The organism is Microbulbifer maximicatervae (SeqCode) (assembly GCF_052468155.1).
Window position 1 is genome coordinate 2,551,672 of record NZ_CP174335.1, and the last position, 20,117, is coordinate 2,571,788.

A 20,117-nucleotide genomic window follows, 5' to 3' on the forward strand; every position below is an offset into this window, starting at 1 on the left:
AGTTTTATTTTGGGGGAGGTTCAGGTATTGGCTCACCTAAGTCATCCCAAGCATCGATTAATATTTTCATTATTTTTCCGGCATCAGGGTCGGCGCTGAGGATTGGGAAATCAGGGGCTTCAGGAAGTTTAACTTCTTCTCCTCGTCGACATTCGATTAACCAGTTATTATCGATTTTAACGAGTTTGTCCCGATACTCTCCAACAGCAGAAATGCGATAGCCGGATCGTGTTGCTATGATTTCTACGGTCGTTGCTTTCCCTGAGGCGGATTGCCCATCTTCAGAAATAAAATGTAGGGGGGAGCTTGTAATATGCCGGCTTCCCAACTTGCTGTGAACCGCTGCGTAGCGCTCCAGTTTTTCTCTTCCTCGAATCATAATATTGCCGTGCTCAAATCGGCCATTGGGTGTAAATAATGAAGCCCAGCCTCGGGCATCATTACTGTCGATAGTTAATGTATAACGGGCGAGTAGATCACTAATCGCTAGTCGATCTTTTAGCTGTTGAATCTCATCCATTTCTTCACCTTGACCTTTATCGCCAGTAGCTATTGAAGAGGATAGTTTCTAGTGATGTTTTTTGGGGGGCGCACCTAGGATATTAATTGAGTATTAATCAAAACCTGTTATCTAACCCGGAATCCTGTAAGTAACCTTGAGTGAATTATTAATAAAATCGGGAAGTGTTTGTTTGTGTAAAGTGAAGCAATACCAAGCCCTAAAATCCTTTGTCGTTTGGTGACTATTTCACGGTTTTAGCTAATGGTGGGATTTATTTGAGACGTAAGTACTAGATATACTGTAAGGTTCTTATATCCTTAATTTTTCTTATTATATACGTTATTGGATTGCTTGAATGAGATCTCTCTCTTTTTTCTGTGTGTTGCTGGGAATCGGATTAATCCAGGCTTGTGCAATGTCCACTGTACCTCCTAAGTATCAGGGACAATGGGCTGGAACCGAGGAATCCTGTAACGCTTCTTCATCGGCCGACTCGATGACTCTGGCAGGTAGTCGTATTCAATTTACGGAGTCTTCAGGCCAGTTGATGTCTGCTAGCCAAAGTGATGGCAATCTTCATCTGGTTTTCAATATGCAAGGTGAAGGAGAAGCTTGGAAGTCAGAGGAGGTGTACTCTCTGACATCTGGCGGAAAGGTACTAGTGCGTTATACCCAGGATTCTACGTTTAAGTATTTCCGCTGCAATTGATTGGAATTGAAGGCTGCGGAAAATAGTTGAAAAATAATAAGAAAAAAATCATAGAGCCCTCCACTCCTCAAGCTTACAGTACAGAGTATGAAATCTGAGGGCGTGGAGGCTGGGCTAGCATTGAGAATAGAACTCAGTCGTTTAAATGACTGGAGCTTGCAGCTCTGGTCATTTAAATGTGGATTTGCTTGGTAAAATAACTATTCGGTCCAAGCGTCAATTTTGCCTTGCATTTCTTTGTGAAATGGATAAGCCCCTCCTTGTACCTATTGAGTTAGTAGGCTATCTGTAGCTCCCTGTAAAATGACAGGTTCGTCATTGCTAAAGTTTAAAATGGAAGTCTATTCGGATGGCTGTAAGGTTAGCTTGATGCTTTTAAATAGACGAAGCCTGTTTCTACCATTAATTTTTACTACAGGTTTGTAATTGGGATTTAATAGCCTTAACAAAAGTCTGTACTTTTGTTGGCGGCCTTTTGGAAAACAGATGCATATAATGGATGGGTGCAGCGGCAACAGATGTTATTGGACAAAGTGTGCCGGTATCCACTTTTTTTCGAGCGATAATATCGGGCAACCTGGCAATCCCAATTCCGGCTTCGGTTAACTGTACTATATCGTGTAAGGAGTTACAGCGAACCTTAGGCGTGGCTTTTACCTGAATCCCACTATTCAATTCATACTTTAATGGCATGCCCTGCCAATCATTAGCGATATGCGGCCAATTTTGTAGTTCAGCAAGGTCTGAGGGAATGCCACATAGCTTTTCAATAAGCTGCGGGCTGGCGTAGAGACTTTCTCCTAACAATCCTAACTTTGAAACTTTTGCCGATTGAAGTGCAAGACTGCCTACGCGAATGGCCAGGTCTACCTGCGATTCAATCAAATCCATGGGGGAGTCATTGGCTAACAGCCTGATTCTCAGTTGCGGGTGCTGCTCGGCCAGCTTAATGATTGCAGGAATAATTACTGGTTCGCACAGTGCGTGAGGTGCTGTTACCGATAGGGAGCCCGCCAATTTGTCACCGCTATTCCTAAGCCCCGCTATTGCTGAGTTATAAATATCTTTGATCTCCCGGCAATGGGCGTAAAACTCTGAGCCGGCCTCGGTGAGAGATAGGGAGCGGGTACTGCGGTAAAGCAAGCGGGTGCCGATATCAGACTCCAGCCGGGTAACTGCTTGGCTTACTGCCGATTTGGTGCGCTCTAGTCGGTCGGCTGCCAGTGTGAAGCTGCGCGCCTCTACAACGGCTAGGAATACCTGCATATCCTCCAGGCTTGGCTTCATTGTTTAATTTTCCTAAACACTAATATCAATTAATGGATATTTATCACAACCATGGGCATGGGGCAATCTATAGGCACAAGGTCGTTACCTATTACAGAAGAGGATTTTGATATGAGCGACACTCTGATTGAGAAAACAAAAGCTGCCAGTGAACAGTGGAAGTCTTACTTCAATAGTGGCAATGCAGCTGGGTGTGCATCCATGTATGAAGAGCAGGCTCAGATGACTGCCAAACCCTTTGGCCAGTTCGAAGGTCGAAAGAATATACAAGCTTTCTGGCAAAATCTGGTAGATCAGGGTTTTGCAGATGTGACCTATATTGGCGCAAAAATTGAAGTAGTGGATGAAGTCTCAACTGTACTCTCAAGTAATTGGAAAATGAACAACGCAGAAGGTGTTATTACTCGTGAGCTTTGGGTCCTACAGGGGGACGGTACTATGCTACTGCGTGATGACCAGTTCGAAGCTATAAATCCTAGCGAAAAGTAAGGGTGCTAGCCGTGAGTGAATTTTGGAATATCTTTACCCGTGAGAAAACGGACGAGCAATATAACCCTACTTTGTGGACCTGCCGCCTTCCAACCGATCTGCTGCTGCCTTCTCATGCTGAGTTTACGGGCAGTCGTAGCTCGGCATATCGCAACGGGATTAAGGACGGTTTGCAAACTGTCAATTTTGGGGAAGGTGATTTAGCTGGCTCGATGGATGTTTTCAGGTCAGACGAAGTTGCTGAGGATGCACCGGTCGTAATTTATATTCACGGTGGCTGGTGGCAGTGGTTTTCAAAAGAGCAGTTTTCTTTTCTGGCCGAGCCTTTTAATGAAGAGGGATTTGCGGTCTATATGCCGGGTTACCGTATGGCCCCGGATTGGGAAAATGGTACTCCAATGGAGTCTATTGTCTTACAGATGCAGTGGGCAATGGCGAGCGTGCTGAATGAGGCCGAGGAAAAAGGAGCTCCATCTGTCTACATTGTGGGGCATTCGGCAGGTGGCCAACTGGCAGCACTGTTGCATCAAACGGATTGGAGTAAATTTGGCGTACCGGCATCTGCTCAAAGTAAGTTTAAAGGTGCATTTTCCCTGGCGGGGCTATTTGACATTCGCCCACTGGTCAATAGTTTTGTCAATGACGCCATCAATATGTCGATGGAATCCGCCGAAAAAGTAAGCCCCCAGCTGGTAGAGCCTGGTATTGACACAACTGAATGCCCGCTACATTTAATTGTGCCTGAATTTGATACGCCAGAATTTTTTCGGCAGACCAAAGAGTATCAGGAGAAAATGCTTAAAATGGGTAACCCCTGTTATTTCAAATTAGCGAATAACCGGGATCACCTTGACCTGATAGAAAAGTTGGTAGATGACCGTGACGAAGTTTTAACTTATATGCTGGAGTATATGAAAGACTAACAACGATTTATTGCTTTGTGTCTTAGGCAGGTCTGCAATGATGTTTTGTGCTTTGGTGACTTAAGCTGTAGCGTTGACGAAATCATCAGTGTCACGGCCTGCCAGAGGGGGAGGATAGGTGCTTCAAGGTATTACTTTGAGACTGCGCTTTAGAGGCAAGCGTCTATATAAGTTCTATTGACGAATTATAATGGGCGCCTGTTTTCTCCTCCTGGATAGATTATGCCGAGACCCAAATCCACTGTCTCTTTGGATGAGGTGCACTGGGGTGCACTCAAAACCCTCTTCCCTTACCTATTGGAATTCCGCCGCGCCGTAGTCTTGGCGATCCTCTGCCTGATTGGCGCCAAGGTTGCGGGTGTTACCCTGCCATTTTTGCTCAAACATATTGTCGATGACCTGGATAGTGTTGGGGGCATGGCCCAGGCAGTGGCATTACCTTTGGGGCTGCTGTTGGCCTATGGGGCTGTGCGCCTTTCTAGCACTCTGTTTGGCGAACTGCGAGACACGATTTTTGGCCGTGTCACTGAGCGGGCCCAGCGGCGGATCGGGCTTGAAGTGTTCCAGCATTTGCACAAGCTGGACCTGGATTTTCACCTGAACCGCCGTACCGGTGGGCTCTCGCGGGATATTGAGCGGGGCAATAGCGGCATCGGGTTCCTGATGCGGTTTATGGTCTTCAATATCGTACCCACGCTGGTAGAAATAGCTATGGTGGCGGGATTGCTCTGGTGGAATTACAGCGGGTTATTTGCGCTATTAGTGCTGGCCGCAGTGATTATTTATATCGGCTTTTCAGTGGTAGCTACTGAATGGCGTACGCGCTTTGTCAGGGAGTTGAATGAGGCGGAGTCACAGGCCAGCAGCCGTGCAGTTGATAGTCTGCTCAACTATGAGACGGTTAAGTACTTTGCCAATGAGCGACATGAATCCGGTCACTATGACCGGGAGCTGGCCAGTTGGGAGAAGGCCCGGCGTAAGAACAGGCTGTCCCTGTTTGGCCTAAATAGTGGCCAGGCGCTGATTATTGCCAGCGCAATGTGTGCAGCAATGGTTCTTGCCGCGGTAGGAGTCACCAAAGGCACTATGACCATCGGTGACTTCGTATTGGTGAATGCCTTTATGATGCAGATCTTTATACCGCTAAATTTCCTCGGCTTTGTGTACCGGGAGATGAAAGGGGCACTGGCAAATATTGAGAAGATGTTCTCTTTACTGGCGGTAAAACCTGCTGTGGAAGATCTTCCCCAGGCGGCTCCCCTCACTGTGATGGAGGGCCGAATTGAGTTTGATAACGTCCAGTTTGGCTATAAAGATAATCGCCAGATCCTCAAAGGTATCAGCTTTGCTGTGGAACCACGGCAAAAAGTGGCAATTGTTGGCGCTAGCGGTGCAGGTAAGTCCACCCTCTTTAAGCTCCTGTTTCGTTTTTATGACGCTAACAGCGGTTCCATTTCCATTGATGGCCAGGATATTCGCAGTGTTTCCCAGGAGTCGCTGCGCAGGGCTATTGGTGTTGTGCCTCAGGATGCAGTGTTGTTCAACCAGTCGATCCGGGAGAACGTGCGTTACGGACGTGTAGATGCCTCAGATACTGAGGTGGATGAGGCGATCCGTCACGCTCAGCTGGAAGGCTTTGTTCAGCAGCTGCCAGAGGGAGCCGATACCCTGGTGGGGGAGCGGGGGCTCAAATTGTCCGGAGGGGAAAAGCAGCGGGTTGCTATCGCTCGGGCCCTGTTGAAAAAGCCTCCGATTATGATCTTTGACGAAGCGACCTCATCTCTCGACAGCCACTCTGAGCAGGGCATAGTGGCATCTCTGCAGGATATTGCCCGCGAGCAGACATCATTAGTGATCGCTCACCGCCTCTCCACAATTGTGGATGCGGACTGCATTCTGGTAATGGATCAGGGCGGAATAGTCGAGCAGGGAGCCCACCGGGAATTGATGCAGGCTGATGGACACTACGCGGCCCTCTGGCGTATGCAGCAACAGGAGCGTGGAACTGAGACCCAGGCGGCCGAGGTGCCTACGCCATGACGGTTGATAAATCCCTACAGCCAGACTAATGTGGCGCCGATACAAAAAAATGATAGGCAGAGCGATATGACCATTCCTTTTCAGGCTACCAAGATAGCGGCAGCAGTGTTGGCACTGGCCCTTGTTGGCGCTTGTTCCAAAAAAGAGCAGCAGCCCGAAGAAGTTGCCAAAGCGGAAGCTGAGGCTCAGATTGTAGAGTCCAAGACTGTACCTGTGCCCTCAGGCCAAAAGGTAGAAGATGCGGATAAGCGTTTTGATATCTATGTACCGGTTGAGCTCACTGCAAATCTAAGCGGTCTCTCCGACAACCAGCGCAAAATGATTGGCCTGCTGATTGATGCCAGCCAGATTATGGATCGCTTGTTCTGGTTGCAATCCTACGGCCCAGCTGAGGAATTGCTGCCGGATATTGAAGACAACCGCGCTCGTAAGTTTGCCGATATCAACTATGGCCCCTGGGACCGTCTTAACGACAATAAGCCGTTTATTGTTGGTTATGGAGATAAGCCCCTGGGTGCTAACTTCTACCCAGCGGATATGACCCGCGAAGAGTTCGAGAAATGGGACCAGGCAGGAAAAGACGGCTTGTACTCCCTGGTACGCCGCAATGAGTCTGGCAGTCTCGAACTGGTGCCTTACAACGAAGCCTACAATGCGGACCTGAATAAGGCGGCCAGCATTCTGCGCCAGGCAGCTGAACTGGCTGAGAGCAAGGAATTTGCTAACTACCTCACCATGCGTGCCGATGCACTTCTCTCCGATAATTTCCGCCCCAGTGATATGGCCTGGATGGATATGAAGGAGAATGATATCGATGTGGTTATTGGTCCTATTGAAAACTATGAAGACCAGCTGTTTGCCTATCGTACCGCTTATGAGTCCTACGTCCTGCTGAAAGACAAAGAGTGGAGTAAAAAACTGGCCAAGTTTGCCGCTCTGCTGCCCGAGTTGCAGAAAGGTTTGCCGGTTGAGGAAAAATACAAATCTGAAGAGCCCGGTACTGATTCAGACTTGAATGCCTACGATGTACTCTTCTACGCCGGCCACAGTAACGCGGGCTCCAAGACTATTGCCATTAACCTTCCCAATGATGAGGAAGTACAGTTGGCCAAAGGCACTCGTCGTTTGCAGCTGAAGAATGCAATGCAGGCCAAGTTTGACAAGATCCTGGTGCCGATCAGCGATGTATTGATCGCAGAAAATCAGCGCAAGAACATTACCTTCCCGGCATTCTTTGCCAACACCATGTTCCACGAAGTGGCCCACGGTTTGGGAATTAAAAAGACCGTAGAAGGCGGAAATAATGTTCGCCAGGCTTTGAAGGAAACCTCTTCCGCCCTGGAAGAAGGTAAGGCTGATATCCTCGGTCTGTACATGGTTACCCGCTTGCATGAAAAAGGTGCGCTGGAAGATGGCCAGTTGATGGATAACTATGTGACCTTCCTGGCGGGTATCTTCCGCAGCGTACGTTTTGGTGCGGCCAGTGCCCACGGTAAAGCCAATATGATGCGCTTTAACTACTTTAAGGAGCAGGGTGCCTTCACTCGCGATCCCAAGACTGGTCAATACAGTGTTGATTTTGAAAAGATGCAGCAGGCGATGACCAACTTGTCTCGTTTAATCATTACTATCCAGGGTGATGGTGACTACGAGAAAGCCAAATCATTGCTGGAGACCAAAGGCGTAATTGGCCCTGAACTGCAGGCTGATTTGGATCGCTTGGCCGAGGCCAATATTCCGGTTGACGTTACCTTTATTCAGGGTAAAGAAGTACTTGGTTTGAAGTAATCTCCTTACCTTTTGTTTTAAAAAACCCGGCACTTGCCGGGTTTTTTTGTGCCCATAAAGTTTATCCCCCTTCGATTTGTAATTTTCCCCGCCGATTGCAGCTTAGTATTTAGGTACTTTTTCTTATGGCGGAATTAATAGTCAGGTCCAAACTAAGGAGGCAGTCTATATCCCAGGCAAGGTCCAATTCTTATACAAAATTGACAGAGGTTTTACATGGAAATTAAACAGTCAGTTATTAAGTTTTTAATATTAGGCGTAATGGGGCTATTTACAGCGTCATACTCTTTTGTAGTATCCGCTCAGGTATCCTGTGGTGATGTTATTACAACCGCCGAAGTGCTTACACAGGATTTATCCTGTGACCTTACTGCCGCTGAGCCGGATGCCCTTACGATAGTTGGTCCTGAAGGCAGTTTGAGTATGGGGGATTTTTCTGTGACCTGTGCTACAGGTGCGGTATTTGGTACTGCTGGAATCCGTATCCTGGGGCAAGGCGCGGTGTTGACTGGCGGTACCATTAATGGATGTTTTGACAATATTTTTATAGATGGTGTGGGTTATCACACGGTTGTCGGAACTGAGCTAGTTGGTAGTGTTGACGATGGTATTGATATTGACAGTATCTTTAACAATATTAGTGGATGCATAATTACTGATAGTGGTCGGGTAGGTGTTGATATGGATGATGATTTTAATACTCTCTCTTCTTGTGTTGTATCGCTCAGTGTCTCTGATGGAATTCAGGTAGATGATAGCTTTTCAAATGTGTTCAATAATATATCTACATTTAATGGTGGGGCAGGAATTCTAATCGAGGGCTCATCCAGTAATATAATCTCCCAAAATTTAATATCAAGTAATGATGGTGGAGGTATCGTTTTGGAATTCACGAATTCAACTAATAATGTCATAACTGGAAATTTCTCTGAACTTAATATTCCCTTTGATTTATATGATACGGTTGATCCCGATTGTAGTGGCACCAACATTTGGTACGCTAATGATGCCATTACTAAAAGTCCAAGCTGCCTGGATTGAATTTTTTGGCGATTTTCGAAACTTACTAAAACGGGAGAAGGAAAGAATACACCGCGCTCGGGACCCTATGAGGCATGGATGCCGATTAGGAGCTTACAGGGATGTATTCACTGCGTGTCTCGAGTGCGGTGTATTCTTTCCTTCCACCCCAGTAGTAAGTTGTGTCTCTTAGGCGATTCAATTGAATAGTGAGAGCTAACCTAAACTTGAGTCTCCTTTTGGTTTCTTTAAGTTTGTGAGGCGATTCAAAAAAATAGCTGTTTGTGATGAGGCATTGATGGCTATGAATCGTAGTGCTGTTAATGCACAATAAATTTGATGCTATATTCTAATTGTTTGGCGGTTAAACGGTATAAGTGAAGCTCCCAATTGATCAATATAATTCAACTATAACAATGGATTAATTATGTCTCGTGTTCTGTACTCGGGTACTAAAAATGCATCCACTTGGGCCTTTAGGGCTTGGTTGGCATTGCGTGAACAGGAAGTTCAATTTGAGGAAGTGGTTGTAGATATTCGCCGGCCACAGCGATTCCAGAATTTACAGCGTATAGGAGAGCTATCCCCTGCGAGATCAGTACCCGTACTGGAAGAGGGGGAGATGATTATTTTTGATTCCTTGGCCATTATGGAATATGCCAATGACATTGGCTCTGGTGAACTGTTACCTCAAGATCCATTGATGCGGGCCCGAGCCCGGGCCATGCTTAGCTGGCAACATTCCGGGTTGTCCGGGTTGTGTCCACGCCTATCCTTTGAAAGTGCATTTTACCCCGACAAACGCCTAATGACCCCCGAAGAAGAGATGGATGCGGAGCGCTTATTTGCCGCCTGGGAAGGAGAGCTTGAGCAAAGTGGTGGCCCTTACTTGATGGGTGCTTTGTCCCTGGCAGATTTAGCCTTTGTACCAACAGTGATAAGAATTTTCTCCCACGCCCCAAATTTGCAGCCCTGGCCGCTTACTAAACAGTGGATAGACCGGTTGCTGGCGCGTGACAGCGTAAAAGAGTGGATGTCAGAGGCCACTGAACTGCCGCCGGTAGTACTGTCGGATTATCGGTAGGGACTAACTTCCGCAGAGATCAGGATTTTTTAGTGACTAAACCCGTTAGGTGAAGCTGTACCAGCTTCACCTTTTTTACTATTAGTGGCGTAAATTAATCGGAAAAAGAAGCAGGGTACGTATTTTTTATCGTAAGAAAGTTTCAAGCGCAATCACTGGCTAATAGTGATGCCAATGAGGTCTAAACTGTGCTGGGTTAACCAGTGCGCCAGTTAATGTTTGAGGCGATCAATTTATCAAATATTAAGGATAATATTTAGATCAATGAAAAGATTAGCCTTTAGTCTATGTTTCTTGTTGAGTGGTGGAGTGCAGGCATCATGCCACTTGGAAGAATATGAACGCTTTATCAATACTCAAAGCCTGGTAATGCTTGAAGCATCCGTGAAGCTATTTGAGGAGGATAAGGAGAAATTTAAAATTATTAAGCCGTTTGTAAAATTGGAAGTTCGCAATAACAAGCTTAAGGTTTATGTGGCGAAGAAATTGAGTGAGGAGGAATCCTCCGTTCTTAACTTTGAAGGCCCTATTGCGAATTATGTTCCCAGCGTATCCGTGCAAATTATGCCGGATGGCTCCATACGGGATAAAGTTGATTTGGCGATGTCTGATGATGTTTTTTATCGCACAGAGAAAACGGCCATGGCACCACTGCAAAGCTTATATATGTTTAACGAGGGAATGAATGCAGCGGAAAAGAGAAAATTCACACGTGCAAGAAACTCCCTGAGTAAGCATATGGAGACCATTGAACAATTTTCATATATGAAAAGAGCCTTCACAATGCGTCTTGAAAATGTTTGTCCGGTAAATAGCTAAACACCTAGACGTTCATGCTACTGTTTGAAATAAAAACTATAGCTTTGTTCCTGGCTACGGCGCTTGCAGAGATAATAGGCTGCTACACGGCTTACTTGTGGTTAAAGCAGGACAAGAGTATTTGGCTTCTAGTACCTGGCGGTATAAGTTTGGCGATATTTGCTTGGTTATTGACGTTGCATCCGGCTCCAGCGGGCCGGGTGTATGCCGCCTATGGGGGAATTTATATTTTTTCCTCAATAATGTGGTTATGGCTGGTTAACGGTGTTAAACCCACTGTTTGGGATGTGAGTGGTGCCGCTGTAGCAATGCTGGGTATGGCTATCATTATGTTTTCACCGAGGCAGATGATCAATTAGATTTGATAAATCTATGCGCTTATTTAAGGGTGACTTTGTGATTTATCCTTAAAGCTGAGAAATTCTTGGATCGCGTAAATATCTTACAGTTTATTAAGCCAGCTGATAATTGCTTCGTGTTCAATATTTCCAATGGTCGATATGCTTGGGTGGCTTCTATTGGGAATTTTCACCAAATTAATATTTGATTGATCTAAAGCTATATAATTACCATAGGGTGCAATTAGATCCGAGGGGGAAGATATTAGCAGTATGGGGAGCTTGGAAGAATAGAGAAGGGGAAGTATATTGGTATCACTCGGTTCAATACCAGACTGCTCCAGAGCCAGATTTGCTCCTTTTCGAATTTTATTTTCGGGTATAACCCGGCTAAGTATGGGATGATTGAGCCTACCGTAGTTATACACGGCTTGATCAAAAGGGACCATTGGGGCAAGTAAAATAATTCCATTTAAGTCAGATCTCATGGCTGAGATATAGAGAGCCGTTAAGGCTCCCATAGAGTTTCCTACGATATATAAGGGCTTGTCCTTGATGTCCCCTTTACTGATGAGTGCATCAATAAGTTTATTGATGATTTCACTATCTCCTACACCATATTTTTTGGTGCTATTCGATTCCCCGTGACCAAGGAGGTCCGGAGCTACAACTTGAAATCCAAGAAAGCGAAAGTATTGAGCAGAAAATAACATGAACTCTTTTGATGATCGGAACCCATGTAATAAAATCACTGTTCCAGAATATTTTTCTTTCAGTGCATCTTTTGGTAAATCAAGTTTAACGGTGCTTTCTTTGCCGTCGGTGTCATATTTGACTGAGTAATGAATGCCGTCTTTAGATGAAGCAGGAGCGTGATAATACCTGATGTATTCTTTGCTTTTTTCTATATCATAGCTGCCTTTTTTAAACCCTAAGTCTTTAATTTGTTCTTGGGTTATTGTCTCATTGAAAGGAAAGCTTTCAGATTTTTCAATAAGTTTGGCAATTCTCTGAGAGAAGCTAGACATGCTAAAGCATGTGCTAATGACAGCAAATATCGTATTTAGTTTAATTGCATTTTTCACTGGCCGTTGATATCCAATGGACCTAATCGTATAGAGAAGGATATCTTGTTGCGATTAGGTTTGGCTGGAATTGGTGCCAATATAGCCAGTTCCTGAAAATGGTAACTTATTTAGAGAGGCTAGGCGAAATCCCTCTAATGCTGGCAGGAGAGAACACCTTGTTTCTTTAGAGCTTGTTCGATCGTGCCAAATAAATGCTCGCCGAGTGTACTTTTTGTCTTAAATCAACAAGAGTGACGGCAAAATCAAAATTTGAGAAATTAGATTTTAATCTCTGTGGGCTGCGTGATACTTTATGCGCCGCTATAGCTACATAGATACGGTTGCTGTATTTATGTACAGTATTGGGTTGTATAAGGCAAGAGATGAATATTTCCCTAGAGGTTGTGCAAGAACTGGCCCCAGACCAGGCTTCTTTAAACGCAGCCAAAAAACTGTTGAAGCCGGCTAAATGGCCTTTGCGCGGTAAAGCGGCTTCCGTAAATTGTATATGGGGGCAATGCCAAGGGTCGGGGGCCAATCCCTATTACACCATGGCAGATACAGTAGATCACGGTTACAAGTGTACCTGCCCCTCACGTAAGTTTCCCTGCAAGCATGTTCTAGCCCTTTTGTGGCAATTCGCCGATGGGCCGGATGACTTTATTGAGGCTGAGACACCGGAGTGGGTAGTAGAGTGGTTGGGGCGGCGGCGTAAGAGTAAACCTGAAGCCCAAGCTGAGACAAAAGCTTCTACCAGTAAAAACATTCACGGTATTTCTGAGGAAACCTCGGAAAGTAAAGAGGCGCAGAAAAAAAAGGAAGCGGCCAGGGCTAAGCGGGCAGCGCAGACACGCGCTAAAACCAACAAGAGTATCGCCACCGGGCTAGGTGAATTCCAGCAGTGGGTTGAGGATCAATTGCGTACTGGCATGGTGGGATTTCTCAAGGAACTTCGCCAGCGCTGCCGCTATATCTCTGCGCGCTTAGTGGACGCCAAAGCTGCCGGCCTGGCATCCAGGGTTGATGAGCTTCCAGCCAAGGCCCTGGGGCTTGCACCACAAAAACAGGCGGAAGTGGTATTCAAGGAGTTGGGGCAATTAATGTTGCTCAGCAGTGCTTGGCTCACCAATGAGGAAGATGTGGATGCTCGCAGGGCCATTGCCGTTGCCGAGAATCGTGACCAGGTCTTGGAAAACCCTGCCAGCCCCCGACAAAGGGGTATTTGGCAGAATGTTGGAGAAAAAGTGAGCACCCGTCGCGATGGTTTGGTGAGCCACGCTTCCTGGTTGCTCAAGCTTGATAGTGACACCCCAGTATTTGCCCTGTTGTTGGATCACTATCCGGCTTCTGCGGGGCGCAGGGAGGTGGGCATTGGTATCGGCGCCAGTGTAGAAGGGGAGTTGGTTTATTATCCCGGTCGCATGCCTCTGAGAGCTTTCCCTGTGGAGTTTAAAGTGGTGCAGGATGGTGTGAATCAGAGATGGCCAGCCCAGCAAGAGAGCGTGTTCTCCCACTACCAAAAGCAGTTGTCTCAGCAACCCTGGATAGAACAGGTACCGCACCTTCTTGAAGGGGGGCGTCTACTGCGATGTGCCAACGGCAATTATTGGTGGCGCTGCTCGAGTGGTCAGCAAACGCTACCGCTCAACAATGAACAGATTCCCTCTCTACTACTGGGTTCAAAATTACAGGCGGCGTTTATTTTGTGGGATGGAAGTACTGCTGAACTGCACAGCGCGCGGACAGATGAGTGGGGGACAATCGCATGCTGACGCCTGAGAAAATCCAGGAAGAGCAGTTGTTGGTAGAGCGCCTACAGCAGCGTTGGATGGTGGGCAGTGATTTGCCCTTAGAGCTCGACGCCCTACCTGAGTCCTGGCGTCCATTGTTTGAAGGTTTGGAAGAGGAGCGCATGGCATCAGCGGCAGTAGCGCTTGTCAGCCAGCACCAAAGCGCACTCTATCAGCCTCAGGCGCCGGGGGAGTTACGCGAATTTCCCTTGTTGCCCGAGTTGAATAAGCCCGTGCTTCCCTACCCAATGCGGGCCCATTTTCGACGGGTCAGTGAAAGCGTTCAGACCCGCTCTATGGAGCAAACCGGATTGCTCCTGAAGTTGTTGTTACAGCGGGGATATATTGCCCATCCTGCGGATTGGCTTCCTTCAAGTAATGATGAAGGCTTGCCGGAAGTCTATTTACCCTGGTCACAATGGGCCGCGAATGAGCGAGGTAGTATTGATGATACTGAAGCGTTAACTGAGGAAAACTGGGATGATTGGTATCCCGCCAGTCGCCTGGCAAAGCTCAGGGAGTTGCGCTTCAGTAACCCCAACGCTGCTTTGAATTTGATCCAGACCTGCGCCGGGCGCGAACCCGCTGATAAGCGTTTAAGGGTCGTGCGAGTTCTTGCCATCCGGCTGAGTGAGTCCGATGGGGAATATTTACAGTCCCTGCTTAAAGATCGTTCACAAAAGGTGGCGCGTCTTGCCAATCAGTATTTATCTCGATTGGGATTGTCATCGGAACTTGAATCCAATACTCAGGAAGAGTTTTCTGCGCAGGAGTTGGCTGAGTTTTACGAATTAAAAAAAGTGGGCTTGGTAAAGAAGCAGTTGCAACTATTGCCCCGTAAGCTCAAGAGCAAAAAACAGCAAGTCATTCGCTCGGAATTTTTGCAGAAGGTATCTCTGCAAAGCCTTGCGGAAGCACTGGATATCAGCGTGACTGACTTAGCTGGGGCTTGGCAGCTCGATAAAAATCGTGATTATGATAACCACAGTTTTGTTACCAATGCGGTAGATTCTTTGCCAGATAAGGCTATTGCCCTGCTGGTCACCAATATTGAGAGCTACCTGGATACCGGTGAGGCCGGTATGTCCCTCTTACACAGTTTATTGCCGCGCCTGGAACAGTCCCGCCGTGCCGAATTGATGTTTGGACTATTGCGCAATAAAAAGGCCAAAGTGGATTTTCAGGATTTACTCAAGTTTTTGCCCGAACCGCTAACGGAGCTTTCGTGGGATGATTTGAAAAAAACGTCGCCCTGGAAGGCGCTGTTAAAGCTTGTTGCCGAGGAATTAAGTGAGAGTGGTTATTTGCAGTCTATTTATCTCCAGCGGGAGTTGACCGCGTTGGGCTTGATGTTACCCAGAGAGACCGCTCGGCAGTTACTGGAAGCGCTTTTTGAGCAGGGCGTGCTACGGGCAGACCCCGCAACTGACTGTCTTCGATTTAATAGCGAGCTTGCCGGCGTGGATGGGCTTTAGTCCATACACCCAACACAGATTTAATTTTAAGACCGATCGTTGCCCGGCAAAATTCATTAAATAAGCAGTGAATTTCCGGGCAGGTAAAATAAAAGGATTCCCCATGAGTGACGTACTTCGTCAACCCGCTGAAATTACCTACCAATCAGAACTGGATGCCTTAAAAGCAGAAGACACCGGAAAAAAACCAGAGAATTGGAGTCTGTCTCCGCAGGCAGTCGTGAAATACTTGATGGGCGGCACAACGGCTGAAGGTGCTGAGATAAGTGCAAAATATATCGGCAACCGCCGCCTGATTGAAACTGCTGTTGCCACCCTCGCCACCGATCGTGCACTGCTGTTACTCGGTGTGCCGGGCACGGCAAAGTCCTGGGTGTCTGAACACTTGTCTGCGGCGATCTGTGGCAACAGTACCCGTGTGATCCAGTGTACGGCGGGTACCGACGAAAACCAGATTCGCTATGGCTGGAACTACGCTCAGCTACTGGCAAAGGGCCCCAGCAAAGAAGCCCTGGTGCCAACGCCTTTATATCGCGCTATGGAGCAGGGTACCTTGTGTCGCTTGGAAGAGCTGACTCGTATGGGTTCTGATGTTCAGGATACATTGATTACCGTGCTGTCAGAGAAAATGCTGCCGATCCCCGAGTTGAATGATGCGGTTTATGCGCAGCGCGGTTTTAATGTGATTGCAACAGCCAATAACCGCGATAAGGGTGTTAATGAATTATCCTCCGCACTAAAACGACGTTTCAATGTTGTGGTATTGCCGTTGCCCGATGATATGAATGAAGAGGTCAGCATTATTTCTCGCCGCGTGGCAGAGATGGGTGAGAGCCTGGAGTTGCCAGTACCCGCAAATGCCGGCGAAGAGATCGAGAAAATAGTGACCATTTTCCGCGAGCTACGCGGCGGTGAAACACTCGATGGAAAAATAACTCTGAAAACACCGTCCGGTAACTTGTCTACGGCTGAGGCAATTGCGGTAATGGTGGGTGGATTGAGCCAGGCGAACTGGTTTGGCGATGGTAAATTCAGTGCAGAAGAGCTTTCCAGTAATTTGGTGGGCGCCATTGTCAAAGATCCAGTGCAGGATAAAGCTGTATTGGAAGAGTACTTGGAAACGGTCCTGAAAAAGCGCCGTGACTTTGCCGGTTACTACCACACCATGAACGAAGTACTGTAAGGGATATCCCGTGTCCAAGGTGGATTGTCATTATTTTGGTATTCGGCACCACGGGCCCGGTTCTGCGCGGCGACTTGTCGCCGCGTTGGATCAGCTGAAGCCAAAAAAAGTATTGATAGAGGGCCCCGCTGATTGCAGTGAATTACTGCCTCTGCTGGCTAGCGCACAGATGCAGCCGCCGGTAGCGCTACTCGGCTATGCCGCAGAGTCGCCCGGCTCCAGCCTTTACTACCCGTTTGTGGAATACTCCCCTGAGTACCAGGCCTGCCTATGGGCCGTACAACAAGGGGTAGAAGTTAAGTTCATTGATCTGCCCATTAATATCCAGCTGGCGCAGTTACTCCAATCTGAAGCCCTGGCCCCTGAAGTGGAGCAAAACGGCGGAGAGTCTGATTCCCCTGCGGTGGCAGGCGAGCCAGAGCCACCATCTGATACCTCTGATCCTATCGGCCTTTTGGCGAAGCTGGCGGGTTATGAAGATGGTGAGGCCTGGTGGAATGACCTGATCGAGCAGAATAACGATGACAGTGCGGAGATATTTGCCCGGGTAGAGTCGGCGATGACCGTGCTGCGCGGAGAAATAACTGAAACCGCGCCGTTATCGCAAAGGGATTTACTGCGCGAAGCCTATATGCGCCTGGAAATTGCCAAAGAAAAGAAAGGGGTGGAAGGTGAGGTTGCTGTAGTCTGTGGGGCCTGGCACTTACCGGCATTTCGTGAAAAGCACACAGCAAAAGATGACCGCGCACTGATTAAACAGCTGCCGGCGAAATTGCCCAAGAGCAAAGTGAAAACCACCTGGATTCCCTGGACATCGCCGCGATTGGCGATGGCCTCCGGTTACGGGGCTGGGGTTGCTGCACCTATGTGGTATCAGCATATTTGGCGCGAGGGCACCGGCGAGCAGTGGCTGGAGCTTTGGTTTGGGCGGCTGGTGCGCGCATTGCGCGAAAGTGGACAAGTGGTCTCTACGGCTTCGGTTATTGAAGCCGTGCGTCTGAGTCGCAGTTTGGCAGCCGTTAGAAATCGTCCAGCTCCGGGGTTTGAAGAAATTATTGAAGCCGCTGTGGCCTGCCTCTGTTTTGGCGAGCGCCTTATTTGGCAACAGGTAGAAAGAGAGTTGCTACTGGGTGAACAAGTTGGCTCCATCCCCGAGGATGCCCCGCTGGTGCCCCTGCTGGAGGATCTACAGCGCTGGCAGAAAAAGACCAAGCTAAAGCCCACGGCTCTGGATAAAGAAGTTTCCCTGGATTTACGCAGTGATATCGGCCTGAATAAATCTACGTTACTGCACCGTCTTGCTGTGCTGGAAGTGCCTTGGGGTAAACCCTCCCATACCGGAAAAAGTCGCGGTACTTTTCGGGAAAACTGGGTGCTCAGCTGGCAGCCGGAGTATGCAGTTAAGTTGGTGGAAAACTTAGTTTACGGTTCCACCATTGAGCAAGCGGCTAACAATAAACTTATCGAGGCGATTACCGCTGAGAGTCATTTGGGCAAATTAGCAGAAGTGGTTTTGCTGTCCCTCGAATCTCAGTTGCACCGGGCTTCTGAAGCGGGGCTGAAGCGATTGGCCGAGAGAGCGGCTCTGGCCAGTGACGGTATCGAGCTTCTCGACAGCCTGCCGGCGTTAATCCAGGTTCAGCGCTATGGTACCGCGCGAGAATTAGCATTGGAGCAAGTTGCCGGCCTGGTAGAACGCTTAGCCATGCAATCTGCCCTGGCCCTGCCGTACGCCTGTCGCAATCTTAACGATGAAGAGTCCCTACGGCTGCGAAACAGTATTCACAGCGCTCATCAGGCACTGCAATTGGCAGAGTTGGGTGATGAAATCATGGAGGACTGGTGGCAAGCCTTCGAGCAACTGGTAGACAGCTCTCTTTCCAGTTTACAGGTCAGCGGCCTTTGTGCGCGTCTTTTGTATCAAGCTGAAAGATTTGATGGATATCGCTTACAGCAATTGCTGGAAAAATCCCTGTCTCCAGCGGTAGCTGCCGCCGATGCAGCACGATTTTTTGAGGGCTTTTTTGCCGAAGCGGTTGAGCGCCTGCTGTACGACCCGGTATTGATGGGAGCGGTACAGCGCTGGTTGCTGCATCTGGACGAAGAAGTATTTATCGAGTACTTGCCCTTGTTCCGGCGCGTATTTTCCAGTCTCGATGCGATGGAGCGTCGGCGCATGATGGAGCTGGTACTCGGTGCCCGATCTAACCACTCGGTATCCAAAGCCATTAATCCCGAAGTTTTGCCGCTGTGGTCAGAGCATCTATTGCGCATCGGCAAATTAATCCAGAAGGACAAGACATGGGCGCAGTAAACGAAGTGTCTGAAGAGCAACAACCCGATGAGATAACGGTCGATAAAGACCAGCAAAAGGAACGCCGTTGGCGCCTGGTGCTAGGGGCTGATGAAGGTGAGTCCGGGCTTTCTGAGCGGGATATGCGTTTGTCCCAAGCGTTAACTGCGCTTTATGGCAGCGGAGACTCGGAGTCTGGTAAAAAAGGTCGAGGTGGTTTGTCTCGCTCGTCGCCACAAGTTTCCCGTTGGCTGGGTGATATCCGCGAGTTCTTTCCGACTTCGGTAGTACAAGTTGTCCAGCGTGATGCGTTTGAGCGCCTTGGCCTCAAGCAGATGCTCATGGAGCCTGAGTTTTTGTCAGCGATTGAAGCGGATGTTCACCTGGTCGCTGACTTGGTTAGTCTTCGTTCAGTGATGCCCGAGAAGACTATTGAGACTGCTCGCCAGGTCATCAAGAAAGTGGTCGATGAGCTGATGGAGCGTTTGGAGCGAAAGACCACAGAAGCGGTTAGGGGAGCTGTCAATAAATCAAAACGCAGCTTTAGGCCGCGTTTTGCCGATATCGACTGGCATAGAACTATTCAGCAAAATCTCAGGCACTACCAACATGACTACCACACAGTGGTGCCTGAGAAATTGATTGGTTTTATGCGACAAAGTCGCCGACTTGCGGACCTGGATGAAGTTATTCTATGTGTCGATCAGTCCGGCTCCATGGCGACATCGGTGGTGTACAGCTCAATCTTTGCAGCGGTAATGGCTTCAATACCGGCAGTGAAAACCAAACTGGTCTGCTTTGATACCGCAATAGTAGATCTTACTGAGGACCTGGAAGACCCAGTCAGCGTTTTGTTTGGCGTGCAACTGGGCGGTGGCACAGACATTAACCAGGCGGTGGCTTATTGCGAGGATAAAATTGAACGGCCTGGCAAGACACATTTAATCCTGATTACCGACCTGTATGAAGGGGGGAATGAAGAGGAGTTAAAAGCACGGGTTGCTAACCTTGTTCGCCAGGATGTAAATGTGATTACCTTACTGGCACTCAGTGATGATGGGCGTCCATCTTATGACCAGTCGCTGGCGGAAGAGTTTGCTGCGATAGGCTCTCCGGTTTTTGCCTGTACACCGGATCAATTCCCGGACCTAATGGCAACGGCGCTGCGTCGTGAAGACGTTCTTAACTGGGCTGCAGATCAGGATATCAAAGCCGTTCGGCCAAAAGCCTAAATTCTTATCCACTAAATGATGGAGCAGGGGCGACGCCCACTCCATCATTTGGCCATCTCCCTAACTCTCGTTTCTTTA

The 20,117-nt window shown here is 48.1% G+C and carries 17 protein-coding genes; 14 read left to right on the forward strand and 3 right to left on the reverse strand.

The window, feature by feature from the left end:
* Nucleotides 1-4 precede the first annotated feature (4 nt).
* Entirely contained in the window at nt 5-520 is a 516-nt protein-coding gene (locus ACJJIY_RS11015; RefSeq protein WP_444898211.1) for a nuclear transport factor 2 family protein, read from the reverse strand.
* A 337-nt stretch (nt 521-857) separates the two neighbouring features.
* On the opposite strand from ACJJIY_RS11015, the gene ACJJIY_RS11020 reads away from it, so the two are divergent.
* Nucleotides 858-1,211: a hypothetical protein gene (locus ACJJIY_RS11020; protein ID WP_444898210.1), complete on the forward strand. Its 354-nt coding sequence runs from the start codon at nt 858-860 to the stop codon at nt 1,209-1,211.
* A gap of 402 nt (nt 1,212-1,613) precedes the next feature.
* Here ACJJIY_RS11020 and ACJJIY_RS11025 read toward each other — a convergent pair whose 3' ends face one another.
* Nucleotides 1,614-2,498, reverse strand: coding sequence for a LysR family transcriptional regulator (locus ACJJIY_RS11025; RefSeq protein ID WP_444898209.1), 885 nt, complete (start codon nt 2,496-2,498; stop codon nt 1,614-1,616).
* A gap of 111 nt (nt 2,499-2,609) precedes the next feature.
* Here ACJJIY_RS11025 and ACJJIY_RS11030 point away from each other — a divergent pair, with 111 nt between their 5' ends.
* The 8 genes from ACJJIY_RS11030 to ACJJIY_RS11065 all read left to right on the forward strand — a co-directional run bounded on the left by ACJJIY_RS11030 (nt 2,610) and on the right by ACJJIY_RS11065 (nt 11,020).
* Complete coding sequence (locus ACJJIY_RS11030) at nt 2,610-2,987, forward strand: Cif family virulence factor (RefSeq protein ID WP_444898208.1); 378 nt, start codon at nt 2,610-2,612, stop codon at nt 2,985-2,987.
* A gap of 11 nt (nt 2,988-2,998) precedes the next feature.
* Nucleotides 2,999-3,910 carry an alpha/beta hydrolase gene (locus tag ACJJIY_RS11035; RefSeq protein WP_445359619.1) on the forward strand — a complete coding sequence of 304 codons (912 nt, stop codon included), beginning with the start codon at nt 2,999-3,001 and terminating at the stop codon, nt 3,908-3,910.
* A gap of 222 nt (nt 3,911-4,132) precedes the next feature.
* Nucleotides 4,133-5,950, forward strand: a complete 1,818-nt coding sequence (locus ACJJIY_RS11040; protein ID WP_444898206.1) for an ABCB family ABC transporter ATP-binding protein/permease — start codon at nt 4,133-4,135, stop codon at nt 5,948-5,950.
* A gap of 66 nt (nt 5,951-6,016) precedes the next feature.
* Nucleotides 6,017-7,738: a DUF8614 domain-containing protein gene (locus tag ACJJIY_RS11045; protein ID WP_445359620.1), complete on the forward strand. Its 1,722-nt coding sequence runs from the start codon at nt 6,017-6,019 to the stop codon at nt 7,736-7,738.
* A gap of 216 nt (nt 7,739-7,954) precedes the next feature.
* Nucleotides 7,955-8,779 (forward strand): right-handed parallel beta-helix repeat-containing protein, encoded by an 825-nt coding sequence (locus ACJJIY_RS11050; RefSeq protein WP_445359621.1) that lies wholly within the window; start codon nt 7,955-7,957, stop codon nt 8,777-8,779.
* A gap of 406 nt (nt 8,780-9,185) precedes the next feature.
* Nucleotides 9,186-9,842 carry a glutathione S-transferase family protein gene (locus ACJJIY_RS11055; protein ID WP_445359622.1) on the forward strand — a complete coding sequence of 219 codons (657 nt, stop codon included), beginning with the start codon at nt 9,186-9,188 and terminating at the stop codon, nt 9,840-9,842.
* A gap of 264 nt (nt 9,843-10,106) precedes the next feature.
* A complete protein-coding gene (locus ACJJIY_RS11060; RefSeq protein ID WP_444898204.1) occupies nt 10,107-10,661 on the forward strand; it encodes a hypothetical protein in 555 nt (184 codons plus the stop codon).
* A gap of 20 nt (nt 10,662-10,681) precedes the next feature.
* Nucleotides 10,682-11,020 (forward strand): YnfA family protein, encoded by a 339-nt coding sequence (locus ACJJIY_RS11065; protein ID WP_444898250.1) that lies wholly within the window; start codon nt 10,682-10,684, stop codon nt 11,018-11,020.
* Between the two features lie 83 nt (nt 11,021-11,103).
* On the opposite strand, the gene ACJJIY_RS11070 is transcribed toward ACJJIY_RS11065, so the two are convergent.
* Nucleotides 11,104-12,084 (reverse strand): alpha/beta hydrolase family protein, encoded by a 981-nt coding sequence (locus tag ACJJIY_RS11070; RefSeq protein ID WP_444898203.1) that lies wholly within the window; start codon nt 12,082-12,084, stop codon nt 11,104-11,106.
* A gap of 365 nt (nt 12,085-12,449) precedes the next feature.
* Here ACJJIY_RS11070 and ACJJIY_RS11075 point away from each other — a divergent pair, with 365 nt between their 5' ends.
* The 5 genes from ACJJIY_RS11075 (at nt 12,450) to ACJJIY_RS11095 (ending at nt 20,039) form a co-directional block, all read left to right on the forward strand.
* Nucleotides 12,450-13,838 carry an SWIM zinc finger family protein gene (locus tag ACJJIY_RS11075; RefSeq protein WP_445359623.1) on the forward strand — a complete coding sequence of 463 codons (1,389 nt, stop codon included), beginning with the start codon at nt 12,450-12,452 and terminating at the stop codon, nt 13,836-13,838.
* Nucleotides 13,832-15,331 carry a DUF5691 domain-containing protein gene (locus ACJJIY_RS11080; protein ID WP_445359624.1) on the forward strand — a complete coding sequence of 500 codons (1,500 nt, stop codon included), beginning with the start codon at nt 13,832-13,834 and terminating at the stop codon, nt 15,329-15,331. The genes ACJJIY_RS11075 and ACJJIY_RS11080 overlap by 7 nt, the downstream gene beginning before the upstream one ends.
* Before the next feature lie 103 nt (nt 15,332-15,434).
* Nucleotides 15,435-16,514 carry an ATP-binding protein gene (locus tag ACJJIY_RS11085; RefSeq protein ID WP_444898200.1) on the forward strand — a complete coding sequence of 360 codons (1,080 nt, stop codon included), beginning with the start codon at nt 15,435-15,437 and terminating at the stop codon, nt 16,512-16,514.
* 10 nt (nt 16,515-16,524) lie between these two features.
* Nucleotides 16,525-18,828 (forward strand): DUF5682 family protein, encoded by a 2,304-nt coding sequence (locus ACJJIY_RS11090; RefSeq protein ID WP_445359625.1) that lies wholly within the window; start codon nt 16,525-16,527, stop codon nt 18,826-18,828.
* Entirely contained in the window at nt 18,816-20,039 is a 1,224-nt protein-coding gene (locus ACJJIY_RS11095) for a VWA domain-containing protein (RefSeq protein ID WP_445359626.1), read from the forward strand. Before ACJJIY_RS11090 ends, ACJJIY_RS11095 begins: the two co-directional genes overlap by 13 nt.
* Nucleotides 20,040-20,117 lie beyond the last annotated feature (78 nt).